At 59.4% G+C, this 19,982-nt stretch carries 17 protein-coding genes; 13 read left to right on the top strand and 4 right to left on the bottom strand.

Annotated features, from left to right (window positions below; all coding sequences use genetic code 11):
* Positions 1-45: 45 nt before the first annotated feature.
* Positions 46-336 (bottom strand): DUF2782 domain-containing protein, encoded by a 291-nt coding sequence (locus QMX93_RS14275; protein ID WP_159813381.1) that lies wholly within the window; start codon positions 334-336, stop codon positions 46-48.
* Between the two features lie 74 nt (positions 337-410).
* Here QMX93_RS14275 and polA point away from each other — a divergent pair, with 74 nt between their 5' ends.
* Positions 411-3,215, top strand: coding sequence for a DNA polymerase I (gene polA / locus QMX93_RS14270; RefSeq protein ID WP_282356629.1), 2,805 nt, complete (start codon positions 411-413; stop codon positions 3,213-3,215).
* 423 nt (positions 3,216-3,638) lie between these two features.
* Here the strand turns inward: polA and yihA are convergent, their stop codons facing one another.
* Positions 3,639-4,283, bottom strand: coding sequence for a ribosome biogenesis GTP-binding protein YihA/YsxC (gene yihA, locus QMX93_RS14265; RefSeq protein WP_282356628.1), 645 nt, complete (start codon positions 4,281-4,283; stop codon positions 3,639-3,641).
* A gap of 191 nt (positions 4,284-4,474) precedes the next feature.
* Here yihA and QMX93_RS14260 point away from each other — a divergent pair, with 191 nt between their 5' ends.
* From QMX93_RS14260 to QMX93_RS14230, 7 genes are all read left to right on the top strand, one after another.
* Positions 4,475-4,765, top strand: a complete 291-nt coding sequence (locus QMX93_RS14260; protein WP_053125398.1) for a c-type cytochrome — start codon at positions 4,475-4,477, stop codon at positions 4,763-4,765.
* Between the two features lie 43 nt (positions 4,766-4,808).
* Entirely contained in the window at positions 4,809-5,420 is a 612-nt protein-coding gene (locus QMX93_RS14255) for a c-type cytochrome (protein ID WP_008081240.1), read from the top strand.
* A gap of 266 nt (positions 5,421-5,686) precedes the next feature.
* On the top strand, positions 5,687-6,328 hold the full coding sequence (gene dsbA, locus QMX93_RS14250; protein WP_159813385.1) for a thiol:disulfide interchange protein DsbA: 642 nt from the start codon (positions 5,687-5,689) through the stop codon (positions 6,326-6,328).
* Positions 6,329-6,342: 14 nt separating this feature from the next.
* Positions 6,343-7,221, top strand: a complete 879-nt coding sequence (locus tag QMX93_RS14245) for an endonuclease/exonuclease/phosphatase family protein (RefSeq protein ID WP_159813387.1) — start codon at positions 6,343-6,345, stop codon at positions 7,219-7,221.
* Positions 7,218-9,242 (top strand): diguanylate cyclase, encoded by a 2,025-nt coding sequence (locus QMX93_RS14240; RefSeq protein WP_282356627.1) that lies wholly within the window; start codon positions 7,218-7,220, stop codon positions 9,240-9,242. The genes QMX93_RS14245 and QMX93_RS14240 overlap by 4 nt, the downstream gene beginning before the upstream one ends.
* Before the next feature lie 101 nt (positions 9,243-9,343).
* Positions 9,344-10,126, top strand: coding sequence for an N-acetylmuramoyl-L-alanine amidase (locus tag QMX93_RS14235; RefSeq protein WP_282356625.1), 783 nt, complete (start codon positions 9,344-9,346; stop codon positions 10,124-10,126).
* Positions 10,127-10,201: 75 nt separating this feature from the next.
* The gene (locus QMX93_RS14230) at positions 10,202-11,815 is read left to right on the top strand and encodes an EAL domain-containing protein (RefSeq protein ID WP_212550250.1); all 1,614 of its coding nucleotides are present in this window, start codon (positions 10,202-10,204) and stop codon (positions 11,813-11,815) included.
* On the opposite strand, the gene QMX93_RS14225 is transcribed toward QMX93_RS14230, so the two are convergent.
* Together QMX93_RS14225 and algB are read right to left on the bottom strand one after the other, a co-directional pair.
* Positions 11,812-13,602: a KinB sensor domain-containing domain gene (locus QMX93_RS14225; protein WP_053125389.1), complete on the bottom strand. Its 1,791-nt coding sequence runs from the start codon at positions 13,600-13,602 to the stop codon at positions 11,812-11,814. The genes QMX93_RS14230 and QMX93_RS14225 overlap by 4 nt on opposite strands.
* A gap of 10 nt (positions 13,603-13,612) precedes the next feature.
* Positions 13,613-14,959 carry a sigma-54-dependent response regulator transcription factor AlgB gene (gene algB / locus QMX93_RS14220; RefSeq protein WP_053125387.1) on the bottom strand — a complete coding sequence of 449 codons (1,347 nt, stop codon included), beginning with the start codon at positions 14,957-14,959 and terminating at the stop codon, positions 13,613-13,615.
* A gap of 430 nt (positions 14,960-15,389) precedes the next feature.
* Here algB and QMX93_RS14215 point away from each other — a divergent pair, with 430 nt between their 5' ends.
* The 5 genes from QMX93_RS14215 to QMX93_RS14195 all read left to right on the top strand — a co-directional run bounded on the left by QMX93_RS14215 (position 15,390) and on the right by QMX93_RS14195 (position 19,892).
* Positions 15,390-15,677 (top strand): hypothetical protein, encoded by a 288-nt coding sequence (locus QMX93_RS14215; protein ID WP_053125385.1) that lies wholly within the window; start codon positions 15,390-15,392, stop codon positions 15,675-15,677.
* 78 nt (positions 15,678-15,755) lie between these two features.
* Positions 15,756-15,920, top strand: a complete 165-nt coding sequence (locus QMX93_RS14210) for a DUF1328 domain-containing protein (protein ID WP_003177151.1) — start codon at positions 15,756-15,758, stop codon at positions 15,918-15,920.
* 2 nt (positions 15,921-15,922) lie between these two features.
* Positions 15,923-16,387: an inhibitor of vertebrate lysozyme family protein gene (locus QMX93_RS14205; protein ID WP_053125383.1), complete on the top strand. Its 465-nt coding sequence runs from the start codon at positions 15,923-15,925 to the stop codon at positions 16,385-16,387.
* A 712-nt stretch (positions 16,388-17,099) separates the two neighbouring features.
* Positions 17,100-18,431: a glutamate/aspartate:proton symporter GltP gene (gltP, locus tag QMX93_RS14200; RefSeq protein ID WP_053125381.1), complete on the top strand. Its 1,332-nt coding sequence runs from the start codon at positions 17,100-17,102 to the stop codon at positions 18,429-18,431.
* Between the two features lie 231 nt (positions 18,432-18,662).
* Positions 18,663-19,892 carry a spore maturation protein gene (locus QMX93_RS14195; RefSeq protein ID WP_282356623.1) on the top strand — a complete coding sequence of 410 codons (1,230 nt, stop codon included), beginning with the start codon at positions 18,663-18,665 and terminating at the stop codon, positions 19,890-19,892.
* The last annotated feature ends 90 nt before the right edge of the window (positions 19,893-19,982 follow it).

Below are 19,982 nucleotides of genomic sequence, written 5' to 3'. Positions count from 1 at the left end.
GCCAGTACGGGCGCCGCCAATTGCGGCGCCGGGTGAATTAAAAACTTACTTCCATTCGAAAATCTTCCATGACGGAATCAGCATATCCGGCTGATCCGAGCGGATGAAGTTGGCATCCGTCCCGTCGGCACGCACCAGAAAGTACGGCGGAAAGCCTTTCTGGGTCACTTTGATCGCATAGAGGAAACCGTTCTGGCGGTACTCCTGAATGGTCTTGTCGCCTTCCGTGCGGATGGTAACTTCCGGCTCCCCTGTCGGTGCATCATCCGCCGCCATCGCGGCCAACGGTGAGGCAGCAATCAGACCGACCAGCAGCAAGCGATTTAACGTACGCATGATAACCTTGTCCCTTTGTCGTCAACGGTCCCGCTATTCTAGCGCCGGACCCGCCGAAAAGGTTGATCCTGCTCATGAGCCAAGCCCCCCTCGTCCTGGTGGACGGTTCGTCTTACCTGTACCGCGCCTTTCACGCGCTGCCACCACTGACCACTTCCAAAGGCCTGCCGACCGGTGCGGTCAAAGGCGTGCTGAACATGCTCAAGAGTCTGCGCAAGCAGTACCCGGACAGCCCGTTCGCCGTGGTGTTCGACGCCAAGGGTGGGACATTTCGCGATGAGATGTACGCCGAATACAAAGCCAATCGCCCAAGCATGCCCGACGACATGCGCGTGCAGATCGAGCCGTTGCACCAGAGCGTGATCGCCCTCGGTTTCCCGCTGTTGTGCGTGGAAGGCGTCGAGGCCGATGACGTGATCGGCACCCTCGCCCGCAGCAGCGCGGCGGCGGATCGTCCGGTGATCATCTCCACCGGCGACAAGGACATGGCGCAACTGGTCGATGGCCACATTACCTTGGTCAACACCATGTCCGGTAGCTCGATGGACGTGGAAGGCGTGAAGGAGAAATTCGGCGTCGCACCGGAGCAGATCATCGATTATCTGGCGCTGATGGGCGATTCGTCCGACAACATTCCGGGCGTTCCGGGCATCGGCCCGAAGACCGCTTCCGGCTTGCTGGTCGGCGTCAACGGTGGCCTCACCGAGCTGTACGCCAATCTCGACATCGTCCCGACCCTGCCGATTCGCGGCGCGAAAACCCTGCCGGCCAAGCTCGAAGAGCACAAGGAGATGGCATTCCTCTCCTATCAACTGGCGACGATCAAGATCGACGTGCCGCTGGACGTCGAACTCGACGATTTGCAGATGGGCGCGGAAGACCCGGCCAAGCTCTACGAGCTGTACTCGCTGCTGGAATTCAAAAGCTGGATCAATGATCTGGATCGCGACGCCAAACGGCTGGAATTGAGCGCGGCCAGCGAGCCTGCGCCGGCTGGCGATCTTTTCAGCGCGCCAGACATCGAAACTCCTGCTGCTCCGACCGAAGCGGCGTACGAAACCATCCTCGATCAGGCACGTTTCGACGTCTGGCTGGAAAAACTCAACAACGCCAAGCTGTTCGCCTTCGACACCGAAACCACCGGCATCGACGCGCAGCAGGCGCAACTGGTCGGTCTGTCGTTTGCCGTACAGGCCAACGAGGCCGCGTACATTCCGCTGACCCACTCCTACATCGGCGTGCCAGAGCAGCTGGATCGCGACACCGTGCTGCGTGCACTCAAGCCGATTCTGGAAGATCCGAGCAAGCTCAAGGTCGGCCAGCACGCCAAGTTCGACATGAATATTCTGGCCAACTGCGCCATCGGTGGTGATCAGAGCCAAGGCATCAGCGTGCGCGGCATCGCCTTCGACACGATGCTTGAGTCCTACGTGCTCAACTCCACCGCCACCCGCCACGACATGGACAGCCTCGCGCAGAAGTATCTGGATCACACCACCGTGAGCTTCCAGGACATCGCCGGCAAAGGCGCCAAGCAGCTGACTTTCGACCAGATCGCGCTGGAACAGGCCGGCCCGTACGCCGCCGAAGACGCCGACATCACCCTGCGTCTGCACCAGACTCTGTTCGAAAAACTCAGCGCGATCCCGAGTCTGGCCAGCGTGCTGACCGACATCGAAATCCCGTTGGTGCCGGTGCTGGCGCGCATCGAACGCCAGGGCGCGTTCGTTGACGCGGAGCTGCTCGGCATCCAGAGCATCGAGTTGGGCAACAAAATGGTCGCGCTGGAGCGCGAAGCGTTCGAGATCGCCGGGGAAGAATTCAACCTCGGCTCGCCAAAGCAGTTGGGCGTAATTCTCTACGAGAAACTCGGTCTGCCAGTGCTGAAGAAGACCGCCAAGGGCCAGCCGTCCACTGCTGAAGAAGTGTTGGCGAAACTCGCCGAAGACGATCACCGCTTGCCGAAGGTGCTGATGGAGCACCGCTCGATGAGCAAGCTGAAAAGCACTTACACCGATCGTCTGCCGGAGCAGATCAACCCGCGCACCGGGCGTATCCACACCTCGTATCACCAGGCTGTGGCGTCGACCGGTCGCTTGTCTTCCAGTGATCCGAACCTGCAGAACATCCCGGTGCGCACCGCTGAAGGCCGTCGTATCCGTCAGGCGTTCGTCGCGCCGAAAGGCTACAAACTGCTGGCAGCGGACTATTCGCAGATCGAACTGCGGATCATGGCGCACCTGTCCAAGGACGAAGGCTTGATGAACGCCTTCCGCAACAATCTCGACGTGCACACCGCCACCGCTGCCGAAGTGTTCAAGGTCGAACTGCACGAAGTCAGCTCCGATCAGCGTCGTGGCGCCAAGGCGATCAACTTCGGCCTGATCTACGGCATGGGCGCGCAGAAGCTCGGCAAGGACATCGGCGTCGACACCAAGACTGCCAAGGCTTACATCGACACTTACTTCGCCCGTTATCCGGGGGTTCGTGAGTACATGGATCGCACCCGCGCGCAGGCAGCGGATCAGGGTTATGTCGAGACGTTCTTTGGTCGTCGTCTGTATTTGCCGGAGATCAACTCGAACAAGCCGCAGGAACGCGCTGCCGCCGAGCGCACGGCGATCAACGCGCCGATGCAGGGCACCGCTGCCGACATCATCAAGAAAGCCATGGTGGCGGTGGATGAATGGCTGGCGACGTCCGGGCTGGACGCTCGCGTCATCCTGCAGGTACACGATGAATTGGTGCTGGAGGTTCGCGAGGATCTGGTCGAACAGGTCAGCGCCGAAATCCGCGTGCACATGAGCGAAGCGGCGAAACTGGATGTACCGCTGCTGGTCGAAGTGGGTGTGGGCAACAATTGGGATGAGGCTCACTGAGCCAGTTGATGTCGGTCGCCGCGACATAGCGTCGCGGCAGACCTGATAAATCCTGCTTATTTCGAAAAGCGCTTGGGGTTATTCCAAAGCTTTTTGAAAATAATCTGAACTAATCTGGAAGGTCACTACTCAGAGTTACTGAATGGCTGGTGAAGCCCTTCAATGCTCCTATGTTGTGTTAAGTGTTGGCAGATATCTGAACCCCGCCCTAGCGGTTCGGAACTTAAACCCCGGAATTTCTCCCTCCCCAATGAAATCCGGGGCTTTTTTTGCCCAAAATTTGTCTGTAGCGCGTTCATGCTGCGTTGAAAACGCAGCTCAAATGCTCATTTAGGTACCCTAAAGTCGAGCGCGACCCCGGCCGCTTTTCACTGCCCTTTCGCCTTGCCTGAACACACTACAAACAAATTTCCATATCCCGACTTACTCGGCTGCCGCCTCGGCGCCTTTGTCAGCCAGTTCCATCCAGCCTGCCAATACAGTGTAGGCGTCTTCCAGGCCCATGCGTTTTGGAGCGGAGAACAGTTGGATGGTGACTTGATCGCCCCAGCCTTTGCGGATTTCCGACTGCACTTTGAGCAGGGTGTTTTTGGCTGCGCCGTAGGTCAGTTTGTCGGCCTTGGTCAACAGGATGTGCATCGGCATGCCGGCCGCAACGGCCCAGTCGAGCATGAGCAGGTCGAAGTCGGTCATTGGATGACGGATGTCCATCATCAAAATCAAACCCTTCAAACTCTCGCGGCCACCGAGGTAAGCCTCAAGGTGACGCTGCCAGTGCATCTTCAGCGGGATCGGTACTTTTGCATAACCGTAGCCCGGCAGGTCGACCAGACGGCGATCTTCGTCTAGCTTGAAGAAGTTCAACAGCTGTGTGCGACCCGGCGTTTTCGAGGTGCGCGCCAGGCTGGCGTGAGTCAATGTGTTCAGTGCGCTGGATTTGCCGGCGTTGGAACGGCCGGCAAACGCGACTTCGAAGCCTTCGTCGTCAGGGCATTGATCGACTTTGGCGGCACTGAGCATGAACGTGGACTGTTGGCACAGGCCGAGGATGGGATTCTTGAGTTGCATGGGATTTCCGATGTGGGCGGCGCCGGGATTGGGCGCGGAACGCGGTGTCGCTTCCGTTTCAGTGACGCCAGTATATAATGCCGCAGATTTTGTGTGTGCTTTGTCCCAGCGAAGGATGAAGTTCACGAGAGCGACAGACTTTGATTGCGCATTAGAACGCAGAACGCTCTCAACCCTGAAAAGGTCGTTTTATGACGAAATGGCTGCTGGCTGCCGGAGTCTTGATGCCGCTTTACAGCGCACAGGCTACACAGGATCCGGAAGCTGTGTACAACCGTGTTTGTGGTGCCTGTCATTCCGGCCAACTACCCATGGCGCCCAAAAGAGGCGATCAGGAAGCTTGGACGCCGAGGTTGGCGAAAGGTATGGAGACGCTGGTGCAACACGTGACCCAGGGTTTCAAGGCGATGCCGCCGCGTGGTTTGTGCATGGACTGCAGTGCCGAGGATTACCAAGCCATCATCCTTTGGATGAGCGAGTAAACCCGGTCCATAACTTAACCCTTAGCCGTAGTTGGATTAGCTGATGAACAAATTGATCGTGAGTCTGCTGTTGACCGTGGGAATCTCAGGCTTCGCCCATGCTGCCGGTGATGCCGCAGCGGGCCAGGCAAAAGCCGCCGTTTGCGGAGCCTGCCATGGCCCGGACGGCAACAGCATGGCGCCAAACTTTCCAAAACTGGCCGGTCAAGGTGAACGCTACCTGACCAAGCAACTGCACGACATCAAGTCGGGCAAGCGCACCGTTCTGGAAATGACCGGGCTGCTGACCAACCTGAGCGATCAGGATCTGGCCGACATCGCCGCCTACTTCGCCAGCCAGAAAGGCAGCGTCGGCGCCGCCGATCCGAAGATCGTCGCTCGCGGTGAAGCGCTGTTCCGTGGCGGCAACCTCGCCAAAGGCCTGCCAGCCTGCACCGGTTGCCACTCGCCGAATGGCGCCGGTAACGCCGCTGCCGGCTTCCCGCACCTGGGTGGCCAACACGCTCAATACATCGCCAAGCAGCTGACCGATTTCCGCAAGGAAGAAGGCGGCCGTACCAACGACGGCGACACCATGACCATGCAGACCATCGCCAAGCGCTTGAGCGACGAAGATATCGCAGCGGTCTCCAGCTACATTCAGGGTCTGCACTAAGCGCGTTGTGGCGGGCGTTGAGCGAGGGTGAAGATCAAAAGATCGCAGCCTTCGGCAGCTCCTACAGGGGGGTTGCGTGATCCAATGCTGGAGTTGATATCTCCTGCAATGTTAACGCTCGATTAATCCGTCGCAGCAAGTATAAAAAGGGTGGCTTTGGCCGCCCTTTTTTGTGGCCGCTGCCGTTACACTACAGAACTCATGCCCGCCAGGATCTGTCTGAAAACAGGTCGCGCGAGGCGACCAAAATTGTCCAGGAGTAAAGCATGCGTAATCTGATCATCAGCGCCGCTCTCGTCGCTGCCAGCCTGTTCGGCGTCACCGCCCAAGCCGCCGAAGCCCCAGCCGCCCCTTATGTGGAACTGGCCAACCCGGTACCGGTTGCAGAGCCTGGCAAGATCGAAGTGGTCGAGCTGTTCTGGTACGGCTGCCCGCACTGCTACGCCTTTGAGCCAGTGATCAACCCGTGGGTTGAAAAACTGCCGTCCGACGTCAACTTCGTGCGTATCCCGGCGATGTTCGGCGGGCCGTGGGACGCTCACGGCCAAATGTTCCTGACCCTGGAAGCGATGGGTGTCGAGCACAAGGTTCACGCGGCGGTTTTCGAAGCCATCCAGAAACAACACAAAAAGCTGACCGACAAGAACGAGATGGCTGATTTCCTCGCCACCCAAGGCGTGGACAAGGACAAGTTCCTCGCCACTTTTGACTCGTTCGCCATCAAAGGTCAGATCGTAAAAGCTCGCGAACTGGCCAAGAAGTATGAAATCACTGGCGTTCCAACCATGATCGTCAACGGCAAGTACCGCTTTGACATCGGCTCTGCCGGTGGTGCCGAACAAGCGCTGCAACTGGCTGACCAACTGGTCGCCAAAGAGCGAGCGGCAACCAAGGCTGCAGCCAACTAAGCGCCGCCCCCGCCATGCGCCGCTGGAAGTCTGAACGCATCGTTGGCCTGCATGATCCGCAGGTCAACGAGCATCACCTGGAGTCCACGGGCCTGCCCGCAGACCAACGTCTGCGCCTGCTCAGTTTCAATATCCAGGTCGGCATCAGCACCGAGCGCTATCGGCATTACCTGACCCGTAGCTGGCAGCACCTGCTGCCGCACAACGGTCGCTCAGGCAATCTGCAAAAGATCGGCGACTTGCTCGGCGACTTCGATCTGGTCGCCTTGCAGGAAGCCGATGGCGGCAGCCTGCGTTCGGGCTACGTCAATCAGGTCGAACACCTGGCCCAGCTCGGCGCCTTCCCTTACTGGTATCAACAACTCAATCGCAATCTCGGCCGACTGGCCCAGCACAGCAACGGCGTGCTCAGTCGTCTGAAACCGTCGGCGATTGAAGATCACCCGCTGCCCGGCCCGAAAGGTCGTGGCGCGATTCTGCTGCGTTTCGGCGAAGGTCCGGAAGCGCTGGTGGTGGTGATGATGCATCTGGCCCTTGGCGCGCGAACCCGCAGCCTGCAACTGGCCTATATTCGTGAACTGATCGGTGGCTACAAACACCAGGTGTTGATGGGCGACATGAACACCCACGCCAGCGATCTGCTACAACATTCTCCGTTACGCGATCTCGGCCTGCTGGCCCCGCAGGTGGAAGCGACATTCCCCAGCTGGCGTCCTCAGCGTTGCCTTGATCATATTTTGCTCAGCCCGACCCTGACCCTGGAAAAGGTCGAAGTGCTGGCGCATCCCATTTCCGATCACCTGCCGGTCGCGGTAGAGATTCGTCTGCCGGGTTCGCTCACGGCTGATGCATTGCCCGCGTTGAGTCCTGACCCTCGCGGAACCCCTGAATGAGCGACGAAGCCCAGCGCTGGAAAGAGAAATACCTCAAAAGCATCGAACAACAGGACAAACTCGAACGCCGCTGGGCCGCCAGGCTCGACCTGCTGCGTCGCGGGCTGGTGCGCAGCACGTTAGCCGCCGAAGGCACCGACAAAGTCGTTGATCAGTGCATGAAAGAGATGCGCGACGTGGTGCGCACCGACGACATGGACGCCGGCCTCGCCGCCCTGCTACCGCGCCTGGAAAAAGCCGTGCTCGACTCCGAGCAACGCCGCGAAACCCGCATTGATCAGGTCAGCACCGCGCTGACAGCGCTGGTGACGCAACTGCAAGCCTTGCCGCTGCCTCGCGAAGTCGCGCAACCACTGAAAAAATTCGCCAAGCAACTGGATGGCCGCGTCGGTTCAGCGCGGGAAATGCCATTGCTGCTGAGTGAGCTCAGTGGTTTGCAGGGCAAGGCGTTGAGTCAGTTGGACGCGCCTGCCGAACCTGAGCGACCGGGATTGTTGCAGCGTCTGTTTGGCGGTCGTGACAGCGATGAAGCGCCTACACCAGAAGCGCCCGCCCCGGTTCAGGCTGCTCAACCGGTTGCTGCACCCGAACCGGTTGCGCCTGCCGCAACCATTGAACCGGTAAAAGCTGCGCTTCCGATCCAGGAAGCCCCTTGCGTTGCGATCACTGAAACACCCGCTACGGCGATTCAGGCAGAACCGGAAGTCTTCGCCTTCGTGCCGCCAACCGTCGCCAGCGAAGCCGTCAGCGCTCCAGCAGAAGTCATCGCCGTCGAGCCGGAACCGCAGGTCATTGCCGCCCCTGCCCCCCTCGTTGCCTTCAACCCCGACGAACTGATCCACCACAGCGATCCGTCCCCGCTGATCCTCGACAGCCTGCCGCTGCCCGAACCCATCGCCCAGGCACTGGCCGCGATCGACCCGGAACAACCCGAGCAAGACATTCTCTTTTCTCTGCCGGACACCCCGGAGCCGTCCTACAGCTCCGTGGCCAAACACATCGAAGACACCCTGATCGGCTTGCTCGACGACCTGACCCTGCCCGAACGCCATCGCCCGCAAGCCGAGGCGATGCGCGAGCGGCTGAAACACGGCTTGAACTGGTACGAACTGATCCCGATCCTCGACGATCTGGCGACGTTGATGCTGGCGATCACTGACAGCGGCCAGCACGAATTCGAAGCCTATCTGCAACAACTCAACGAACGCCTCGAAGCGTTTCAAAGCAATCTGCAAGCCGCCAGTGATGGTCATGCCGACAACAGCTCGGCGGCGCGGGCGATGGACACGCAAATTCGCGAGCAAGTCGATGGTTTGCAGACCAGCGTGCAAGAAGCGGCGGATCTGGATGACCTCAAGCAAGTGCTGGAGAATCATTTGGAAGGCCTGCTTGGCACCATGGATCAGCACCAGAAGCAGCGCGACGCCCGCGAGCAGGAAGTGGCGACGCGGCTCAGAGGCCTGTCCGAGCGCGTGGCGCACATGGAACAGGAAGCCCAAGGCTTCCGCGAACACCTTGAAGAACAACGCCAGAAAGCCCTGATCGACCCGCTCACCGGTCTGCCCAACCGCGCCGCGTGGAGCGAACGCCTTGAGCATGAAATCAAGCAGTGGCAGCAGCACGGCAACACCCTGAGCCTGGCGATGCTCGATCTCGATCACTTCAAGCGCATCAACGACAACTACGGCCACTTGGCCGGCGACAAGGTGCTGAAGATCATCGCCACCGTATTGCGCAAACGCCTGCGCGGTTCCGATTTCATTGCGCGTTTTGGCGGTGAAGAGTTTGTGCTATTGCTGCCGGCCACGCCGCCAGCGCTCGGCGCGAAACTGTTGGAAACGCTGCGCGCAGCGATCGAGGCCTGCCCGTTCCACTTCAAGGGCGAACGCGTGACCATCACCATTTCCATGGGACTGGCATCGTTCAAGGCCGGAGAACACAGCGATCTGGTGCTTAAAAGAGCCGATCAGGCGCTGTACCGGGCGAAAAACGCAGGACGCAATCGGGTCGAGCTCGGCTGAGCAATTTGTTCCATTTTGTTTAAATCCGCCCGCTGACCGTCGAGACGCAAGGCAGTACGTTACACTGTTGCATTACTGTCTTGCGTGTATTGCCCTCAGCCATGAAATTTTTTGCCCTCCTCGCGTCGCTGCTCGTTCTGGCCGGTTGTGCCAGCGCCCCGCGTTACGACACCAGCCACCCTTCGGCCAATTACGACAGCCGCATTCAGTTCGTGATCGTCCATTACACCTCGGCTTCGCTGGAGCGTTCGCTGCAATTGCTGACCCACGGCGAAGTCAGCAGCCATTACCTGATCAGCGATGACAAGAACGCGACCGTCTACAAGCTGATGGATGAAAACCAGCGGGCCTGGCACGCCGGCGAAAGCCAATGGCAGGGCCGCACCTGGCTCAACTCCAGCTCGATCGGCATCGAAATCGTTAACCCGGGCTTCACAGACACGCCAACCGGCCGCCTCTGGTATCCGTACAGCGAAGCGCAGATCCAAGGGCTGATCGCCCTGCTCAAAGACATCAGCAAACGCAACGGCATCAGCCCGCGCCATATCATCGGCCACAGCGACATCGCGCCGTTGCGCAAACTCGATCCGGGCCCGCTATTCCCTTGGAAGCGTCTGGCTGACGCAGGCCTGGGCCTGTGGCCCAATGAACAAGCGGTGGCGCGCCAGCAGGCGCTGTTCAACAGCGGCGAACTGCCGAGCATCAGCTGGTTCCAGGGGCAACTCGCGCACCTTGGCTACGACACGCCGCAGACCGGCGAACTCGACGTCGCCACCCGTCACGTCCTCGCCGCGTTCCAGATGCACTACCGCCCTTCGCGCTTCGATGGCACCCCGGATGCGCAAACGGCGGCGCTGTTGTTGGTACTTAATCAGACAAAATAATGACGCCCGCCCGACGGTCAGGGCGAAATCGCAATCAGCAGCTATAACTCATTGGTAATTCTTCGGATATTCCATATGGTTGCTACCCGAGAGACGCTGCGTAGCTGGTTTTATCGCCCTTGGTTTTTGGCGACGATCGCGGCTGTCCTCAGTGCCAGCCTGCTGATCGCCGGCGGTATGTTCTTCGCGATGCGTCAGGTCGAGCAAAGCGAAAGCCGCGAAATGAACGCGCAAGGCGAACGTTTCCTCGCCCGCCTCGAACAATTGTTCGGCCAGTTGCGTGAAAGTCTCGACGACCTCGAAGCACAGCCGTTGCGCAGTTGTGACGGCGACATGATTGCCACCCTGCAGCAAGTCACCTTCAACTATCGCTTCGTCTATGAAGCCGCCTACAGCGATGGCACCCGAACCTGTTCCAACCGTCCGCGTCAGGAAGGTTTGACGGTTGCTCGCCAGCCCGACATCAAAGGCCCGACCTACAGCTATTGGCTGAACACCACCACCGAACCCGATGAAAACCGCGCCGCACTGATGCTCGGGCGCGGCAATTTTCGCGTGGCCACTTCGCGCGGACATTTGACCGACATGGTCGACCTGTCGCCCGGCAGCAGCCTGCTGGTGGTGCTCGATCACGGCACGCGAGCAATCCCGGTACTTGGCACAGAGCAGGCCTGGCCGCCAACCGAGCACTGGCCACCGAAAAACCGCGAGGCGCTGCAAGTCACGCAAACCCGCCTTGTCTACCGCATGCCCACCGACAACCCGGAATATCAATTGGTGCTGATCTCGCCGCGCAGCGGCATGCACATTCCCGCCGTCTGGTGGTGGATGGTGCCAGCCTGCCTCTTGCTCGGCGCGCTGGCCGGGTTCCTGGTGTTTTTGCTGGTGCGCCAGCGTCAGTCAATAGACGCCGAGCTGCACGGCGCGATTCGCCGGGGCGAGTTGCAGGTGCTCTATCAACCGATCTTCGATCTCGACAGTCGCAATTGCGTCGGCGCTGAAGCCTTGCTGCGTTGGCGGCGCCCGGACGGCACGCTGACCAGCCCTGACCTGTTTATCCCGATGGCGGAGAACACCGGACAGATCAGGCAGATGACCGACTTCGTTCTCCAGCGTTTGCTGGAGCAACTCGGTCAGCTCCTGCGCGCCAACCCACAGCTGTATATCTCGGTGAACCTCGCAGCGTGCGACGTGATGGTGCCGCGCATCGGCCAGGTCATGGCGCGCCTGCTGACCCTGCATCGGGTGGCCGCGCGGCAGATTGCCTTCGAGGTGACTGAACGTGGATTGATCGATGTGGTGGTGGCGCGGGAAAATCTGCAAGCCCTGCGCGATGTCGGCCACCAAGTGCTGATCGACGATTTCGGCACCGGCTATTGCAGCCTCGCCTACCTGCAAACCCTGCCGGTGGACTGCCTGAAAATCGACAAAGCCTTTATCGACGCGCTCGGCCATGACGCCGCCAGCAGCGGCGTTGCCCCGCACATCATTCACATGGCGCAGGCGCTGGATCTGAAGGTGATTGCCGAAGGCATCGAACTGGAATCGCAAGCCGAGTTGCTCAGCAGCGAAGGGGTGAAATTTGGTCAGGGCTGGCTGTTCGCTCATGCCTTGAGCGCGGTGCAGTTTATCGAACTGATCACCCGTGGCCGACGACTCGCTGGCCGCCGAATGGATGACGAAGCCTAGACTGCCAACGCCATGTAGAACTGCGTGCCCTGCCCCGGCCGTGAATACACGCCCATGCGCCCGCCATGCAACTGGACGATTTCCTTGCACAGCGCCAGACCAAGCCCGGCGCCGCCCTTCTTGCGCCCGACCTGCACGAACGGTTCGAAGATCCGCCCCTGCTGGCCGTAGGCAATCCCTTCGCCGTTGTCTTCGACGCTGATGATCACCCGCTCGCCATGCCGACGGGCCTGCAAACGGATCTGGCCGTCGCGGGCGGTATGGCGCAAGGCGTTGTCGATCAGGTTGTCGAGCACGCGATCGAGTTGCGCCTGATCGGCTTGCAAACGCGGCAACGGGCCTTGCAACTCGACATTGAGGGCAATGCCCTTCGCCGCCGCCGAATCGGCGAACCGCAGCTGCGCCTGCTCGAGCAAATCTTCGATGGAGCACGGTGCCAGCGTGAGTTTCTGCAAACCGTTCTGGTAGCGCGAAAAGTTGAGCAAGTCGTTGATCAACTGCATCAGGCGCTGCATTTCTTCGTTCACGGTGTCGAGCAGATCAGCCTCGCGCGACTCCGGCGGAAATTTCGCCCGTTCGCGGAACAGGCCGAACGCCATGTGCATGCCGGTGACCGGCGTGCGCAATTCGTGGGAAGCACGCAAGACGAACTCACTGCGCACCCGCTCGAACGCACGCTGCTCGGTGACGTCGTGCAGCACCATCACCGCGCCGAGGATATGCCCTTGGGTGTGGCTGACCGGTGTCAGGCTGTACGTCAGCAGACGCGATTCGCCATCGACCTCGATACTCAAATCTTCCGGTGCGCGCTCCAGCGTGCCGCCGCGCAGCACCAGTTGCAGCTGAGCGTCCAGCTCAGGCCTTCCGAGCGCGGTGCCGAGGCCTTGGCCGAGACGATCGTCCTCCCAGCCCAATTGGCGCTGCGCGACTGGGTTAAGGTGTTCCAGATGGCCCTGACGGTCGATCATCAACAAGCCATCGTCGATGCTGTCGAGCACGGCCTGTAACCGTTGCTGACCGGCGAGCAATTCGTCGACGTTGGTCGCTTGGTGCTCGCGCAGTGCTTCGGCCATCAGCCCGAAACGCCGGGACAACAGGTTCACTTCCATCGCTGAGGAAATCGGCAGGGTTACTTCGAAGTTGCCCTGCCCGATGTTGTCGGCAGCTTTCGCCAACACCTCGATCGGCGCGCCGAAGCGTCGCGCAATGCCGTGAGCGGTGACGAAACCGATGATCAACACCGCCAGCCCGACCAGCCCCAGCAGGCCGGCAACCAGCAACGCCCGTTCGCGGGCGGCGTGTTGCACGGCATTAATGTTGTCCAGCGCATGCTTGTGCTCGGTGATCAAACCGTTGCGCAGCGCATTGAAGCGTTCCCTGAAGTTGGCATTGCTACTCAACGCGGTCGCCGGGTCACGGGACAGGTCAAACGCCTGCAGAAAACTTATGTAATCCGCTTTGGCCTGGCTGAAACCGTACTGGCGATCATCATCACCGCGTTCCTGGGCGATGCCTTCATCGAGCAGCTCGAAGTAATGCTGTTTGGACGCTTCGAACGCGGCGTCATCCGGCTTTTCGGCCAACATGAGGATCAGTTGATCACCCAGCGTTTGCCGCATCTTCAGGCCCAGATCAAGGGTGACGAAATTGTTGCGCAACAGCGCTTCCTGCGAGCCGGCCATCTGCATCACGCTGACCAGCCCGAGCAGAAGCCCGAGCAACGCCACGGTGATCAAGGCGGAAATGCTCAGGAACAACCGTGTGCGCAACTTCATCGCCAGTTTCATCGCCCGGCACTCACAGGTTGTACTGCTTGCGCTTGCGATACAGGGTCGAGGCGTCGATGCCGAGGGTTTTCGCTGCTTGATCCAAAGTGCCGGCGGTGGCGAGAACCGCGCCGATGTGGGCTTTTTCCAACTCATCCAGGCTCAGCGCTGCGCCGACCCGTGGTGCGTTGTTGGCCGGTTGCTCGGCCATGCCGAGGTGGCTGATTTCCACGCGCTCCTGCGGGCAGATGATGCTCGCCCGCTCGACCACGTTGCGCAGCTCACGAATGTTGCCCGGCCAGCGATAACCCAGCAGTGCTTCACGAGCCTCGTCGCTGAAACCGCGTGCAGGACGCGCGTACTCTTTAACGAAGCGCGCCAGAAAGCGATCGGCCAGGGTGAGGATGTCCTCGGCGCGCTCACGCAGCGGCGGCAAATGCAGGGTGATGACGTTGAGGCGATAGAGCAGGTCTTCACGGAAGCGACCGTCGCGCACCATGTCTTCCAGATTGAGGTTGGTCGCCGCGAGAATTCGTACATCGGCGCGACGGGTGACCGGATCCCCTACCCGCTCGTATTCCTTGTCTTGAATAAAACGTAGCAATTTAGGTTGCAACGTCAGGGGAAAATCGCCGATCTCGTCGAGAAACAGCGTGCCGCCGTCAGCTTGATTGACGCGACCCAGCGTGCTTTCACTGGCACCGGTAAACGCGCCGCGACTGTGACCGAACAGCTCGCTTTCCATCAATTCCGCGGTCAGCGACGGGCAGTTGATGGTGACGCAGGATTTCTTCTCGCGTTTGCTCCAGCCGTGAATGGCGCGGGCCAGTTCACCTTTACCGGTGCCGGACTCGCCGAGAATAAGAATGTTGGCGTCGGTGCCCGCGACCTGGCGTGCAGTTTCCAGTACGACTTTCATCGCCGGGCTGTGGGAATCGAGCCCGTCCTTCGGCTTGCGGATCTCGCCTTCGAGGGCTTCGAGGCGCGCCGACAGTTGGCGCACTTCCAGTTGTTTGGCGGTGGCCAGACGCAACTGATCAGGGCTGCACGGTTTGACCAGATAGTCGGCGGCGCCGGCCTGGATCGCATCTACAGCGGTATCAACAGCAGAGTGCGCGGTTACGATCACTACGCGCATCCACGGCGCCTGAATGCGCATTTGCGCGAGTACATCGAGGCCGTTGTCTTCACCCAGACGCAAATCGAGGAAGCACAGGTCGAAGACCTGGCGTTGCAGCAGCGCGTCGGCCTGAGCGGCGCTGTTGGCCGTGGCCACCGTATAGCCTTCGTCTTCGAGGCAATAACGGAAGGTTCGCAGGATGGCGGATTCATCGTCCACCAGCAGAATGCGGCCTTGTTGCTCAGTGGCAGATTCCATTTTTCCTACGCTCCATAAAGATTGGTCTTGGGTTAGTCCCGGAAAAATCGGGCAAGTTGCATGGTTGATTCTGAACGATGCGAGCCATAGGAGGGTAGCTCTCTCCAGCCTTCAGGGCCAATACGTTGATTTTGTTGATTTTTTAAACAAACAGCGATTTGCAGGGGATTCCCTGCGTCCTTTTCTGACATCCAAGACCTCAACTCAATTCCATAAGAATGAATTCTCCTACGAAATAATCGTGCGGTTTGCACGACCGTGGAAGAGCCATCGTGCAGGATGCGTCGCGAAAGATTTTCAGATCGATCGTAACCTATTGTTTTTATTGATTTTTTAATCAATTAAAAAACTGGCATGCAGTCTGCAATATCTCTATCAGCCCGGGCAGATCAGAACTGCCCCAACCGAATAAGAGAGTGAGGAACCCAGGATGACTCGCCAACGTGCCGCCCAAGTGCGTATCTCGCCACTGCATATCCAGCAAGGTCTGTTTGGCGTACTTGCGCTGCTGATCACCCTGATCGCTTGCCAGCAATACCTGCGCTGGGAAAACGCCCAGCAGCCAGAGGCACCGCTGATCTCGATGCAGCACGCGACACAGAGCCATTTCAGCGCTGTCAGCAGCGCCCAGGAAGACAGCGCGCCGATGCGCATGATGTCGGTCGACCAGGCGGAGCCACTGGATCAGCTGCCACGCGAAGAGCGCTGGGTTTTCTGATCGATCTGATTTTACAAATTCGGGCGCGCAGCGCCGGAACACGCCACACCCCTAAATAGAGAAGTAAGGAGAATCACCATGTTGAGCTGGGCAATTACATTCTTGATCATTGCCATCATCGCTGCAGTACTGGGCTTCGGTGGTATCGCGGGCACCGCCACGGGTATCGCCAAGATTCTCTTTGTCGTGTTCCTGGTGATGTTCATCGCTTCCTTCTTCTTTGGCCGTCGCGGCCGAGGTTAACGATGAATGCTTTAAAAGCATTGGCAGCCGCCCTGCTTCTGGGCGGTAGTGCCATGGCGATGGCGGCCAACGACGGCCAGACGCGGGTCAACGAACTGCTTAGTTCCGACCCGCAGTATCGGGAAACGTGGGAAGGCGTGGTGAAGAAGGAAGAGCGCCTGCCGGAATGGGTGATGAACCTCTCCGGTACACCTGACCAACAGATGAATGCCGTCACCGAAGACGGCGACAAGTATCTGGTTGGGCCGCTCTGCGAATCGCAGGACAAGTGCCTGAACCACCGCTTGATCGTCGCGTTCAGTTTCGACAAGAAAGATGCATACGCCATGCTCGTCGATGTGCCCGAAGGACTGCCGGCCGACAAGTCGCCCACGCGACATGCCACCTACCGCTTCCTCGGCAAACCCGATCAAGGCATGCAGGATCTGCTGATGGAAACCCTGAAGAAAGATCCGAACTGGTATTGAACATGAAGGCAGCAGCCCTGCTGCCTTCCTTTGCACCGAGCCGAGGAGGCTCGGCGCATGACCAAGGGGCCGGGACGTTCTGACTGTTGCAGGGTCGGAGTGACCTACGGGTACAGGGAGTGCCTGCGAGAGGGCCGGGTCAGGGCACGTCAAAGCTGCGACGCAGGTTCGCCAACCCCCAGTGGTTCGACGGATCTGCGCTGAGCTTCATCCTCAGCAAAAAACCATCAAAACATTGATCCAGAGCGACCTGCTCATGCTTTTTTGCGACCAGACTGTGCGCGAAAACATTACGCGGTGTTTCCGGGCGACCGTATATCGAGAAAGAAGACTTCTATTCAAGAGGACTTCTAGTCTTCCTGCGTAGGCTTTTTCCTCAAATTTCTGTCGATTTTTCCTGATTAAAAAACCACCAACCTAGGCTGTGATGGCCGGTTCACGGCAGTTATGCCGGCCGAAATGTCGCAATCGAACCGGTTGGGACGCCAGTTTCATTTAAAAAAGCTCATGCCGATTCGGCATAGGGTAGGCGTTTACGGCATTAGACGGCGCAACCTTGCATCGGAATAGTTGCGCCTTTTTTCGCCTGCCGGAGAGCCGTAAATACGCGCTTCGGGGCACCTTATACGGAGGCAGATGCACAGACTTTTCCGCTAAAAAGCGTTCCAGTTCCTGCATGTGCCTGAGTCAAACGCAAGTAAGGGTAAAGATAATGAAGAAGGCAAAACTCAGCCTCGCCTGGCAGATCCTCATCGGTCTGGTTTTGGGGATTGCAATTGGGGCGTTGCTCAACCACTTCAGTGCCGAAAAGGCCTGGTGGATCAGCAATGTCTTGCAACCGGCAGGCGATATCTTTATCCGTCTGATCAAGATGATCGTGATTCCGATCGTCATCTCTTCCCTGATCGTCGGCATTGCTGGCGTGGGCGACGCCAAGAAACTCGGGCGTATCGGCCTGAAAACCATCATCTACTTCGAAATCGTCACGACCATCGCGATCGTTGTCGGCTTGCTGTTGGCCAACGTGTTCCATCCGGGTGCCGGCATCGACATGAGCACGCTGGGCACGGTGGACATCTCCAAGTACCAGGCGACTGCCGCCGAGGTGCAGCATGAACACGCGTTCATCGAGACCATCCTTAACCTGATCCCGTCGAACATCTTCGCGGCCATGGCTCGCGGCGAAATGCTGCCGATCATCTTCTTCTCCGTGCTGTTCGGTCTCGGTCTGTCGAGCCTGCAGTCGGATCTGCGCGAGCCGCTGGTGAAGATGTTCCAGGGCGTCTCGGAAAGCATGTTCAAAGTCACCCACATGATCATGAACTATGCGCCAATCGGCGTATTCGCTCTGATCGCGGTGACCGTGGCCAACTTCGGTTTCGCCTCGCTGGTGCCGCTGGCCAAACTGGTGATCCTGGTTTACTTCGCCATCGCTTTCTTCGCCTTCGTGGTGCTGGGCCTGATCGCCAAGATGTTCGGTTTCTCGGTGTTCAAGCTGATGCGCATCTTCAAGGATGAGCTGGTGCTGGCCTACTCCACCGCTTCTTCGGAAACCGTGCTGCCGCGCGTGATCGAGAAAATGGAAGCCTATGGCGCGCCGAAAGCCATCTGCAGCTTCGTGGTACCGACCGGTTACTCGTTCAACCTCGACGGTTCGACTCTGTATCAGTCGATCGCGGCAATCTTCATCGCGCAGCTGTATGGCATCGACTTGTCGATCAGCCAGCAACTGTTGCTGGTGCTGACCCTGATGGTCACCTCCAAAGGCATCGCCGGTGTGCCGGGCGTGTCCTTCGTGGTGCTGCTGGCTACCTTGGGCAGCGTCGGTATTCCGCTGGAAGGTCTGGCGTTCATCGCCGGTGTCGACCGCGTCATGGACATGGCCCGTACCGCACTGAACGTGATCGGTAACGCGCTGGCCGTGCTGGTTATCTCGCGCTGGGAAGGCATGTACGACGACGCCAAGGGCGAGCGCTACTGGAACTCCCTGCCACACTGGCGCACCAAGACCAAACTGCCAGCGGGCGAAATCTCCAAGAACTGATTGCTGAGACCTGTGGAAATCGGCTTTTCTGTGGGAGCGAGCCTGCTCGCGAAGGCGGTATGTCATTAAGCATTGATGTGACTGACAGGACGCTTTCGCGAGCAGGCTCGCTCCCACAGGGGATGTGAGCCAAGCCACAAAAGATGCGCACACAAACCCCGGAGAAATCCGGGGTTTGTCGTTTCTGGCCACGCCGTTATCATTCGCCGCATTCTTCGGGGGATTTGACTGATGCTTAATGGCCTGTGGCTTGGCTTCTTCATCGTGGCAGCCGTGTCGGCGCTGGCGCAGTGGCTGATCGGCGGCAACGCCGGGATCTTTGCGGCGATGGTGGAGAGCATTTTCGCCATGGCCAAGCTCTCGGTCGAAGTCATGGTGCTGCTGTTCGGCACCCTCACCCTGTGGCTGGGTTTCCTGCGCATCGCCGAAAAGGCCGGAATCGTCGACTGGTTGGCGAAAGTCCTCGGCCCGCTGTTTCTGCGGCTGATGCCGGAAGTCCCGGCCGGCCACCCTGCCCTTGGCCTGATCACCCTGAACTTCGCCGCCAACGGTCTGGGCCTCGACAACGCCGCCACGCCCATCGGCCTGAAAGCCATGAAGGCGCTGCAGGAGCTCAATTCCAGCGCCACCATCGCCAGTAACGCGCAAATCCTCTTCCTGGTGCTCAACGCCTCCTCCCTGACCCTGCTGCCGGTAACGATCTTCATGTACCGCGCCCAGCAAGGCGCGCCGGATCCGACGCTGGTGTTCCTGCCGATCCTGCTGGCGACCAGTTGCTCGACGATTGTCGGCTTCCTCTCGGTAGCGTTTATGCAGCGCCTGCGGATCTGGGATCCGGTGGTGTTGGCATATCTGATTCCCGGTGCGCTGATCCTCGGCGGCTTTATGGCGTTACTGGGCACGCTGTCGGCGACGGCTTTGGCGGGATTGTCGTCGATCCTCGGCAATCTCACGCTGTTCGGGTTGATCATGCTGTTTCTGATCATCGGCGCGTTGAGGAAAGTGAAGGTTTACGAAGCGTTCGTTGAAGGCGCCAAAGAAGGTTTCGACGTTGCGAAGAATCTGCTGCCGTATCTGGTGGCGATGCTCTGCGCGGTGGGCGTGCTGCGTGCTTCCGGGGCGCTGGACTTTGGTCTGGACGGTATTCGCCATCTGGTCGAATGGGCCGGTTGGGACACGCGGTTTGTCGATGCGTTGCCGACGGCGATGGTCAAACCGTTCTCCGGCAGTGCGGCGCGGGCGATGTTGATCGAGACGATGAAAACCTCGGGCGTCGACAGCTTCCCGGCGTTGGTCGCGGCGACGATTCAGGGCAGTACTGAAACGACGTTCTATGTGTTGGCGGTGTATTTCGGCGCGGTGGGGATCCAGCGCGCAAGGCATGCGGTGGGGTGTGCGTTGCTGGCGGAATTTGCCGGCGTGGTTGGCGCGATCTTCGTCTGCTACTGGTTCTTCGGCTGAACAAATATCCAGTGTGGGAGCGAGCCTGCTCGCGAAAGCGGTGTGTCATTCACGTTGATGTATCTGACACGACGCCTTCGCGAGCAGGCT

Source organism: Pseudomonas sp. PS01303 (assembly GCF_029959385.1).
Lineage (GTDB): Bacteria > Pseudomonadota > Gammaproteobacteria > Pseudomonadales > Pseudomonadaceae > Aquipseudomonas > Aquipseudomonas rustica.
The sequence above is the reverse complement of the archived record's forward strand: the minus strand, read 5'-3'. Positions and strand labels throughout refer to the sequence as shown.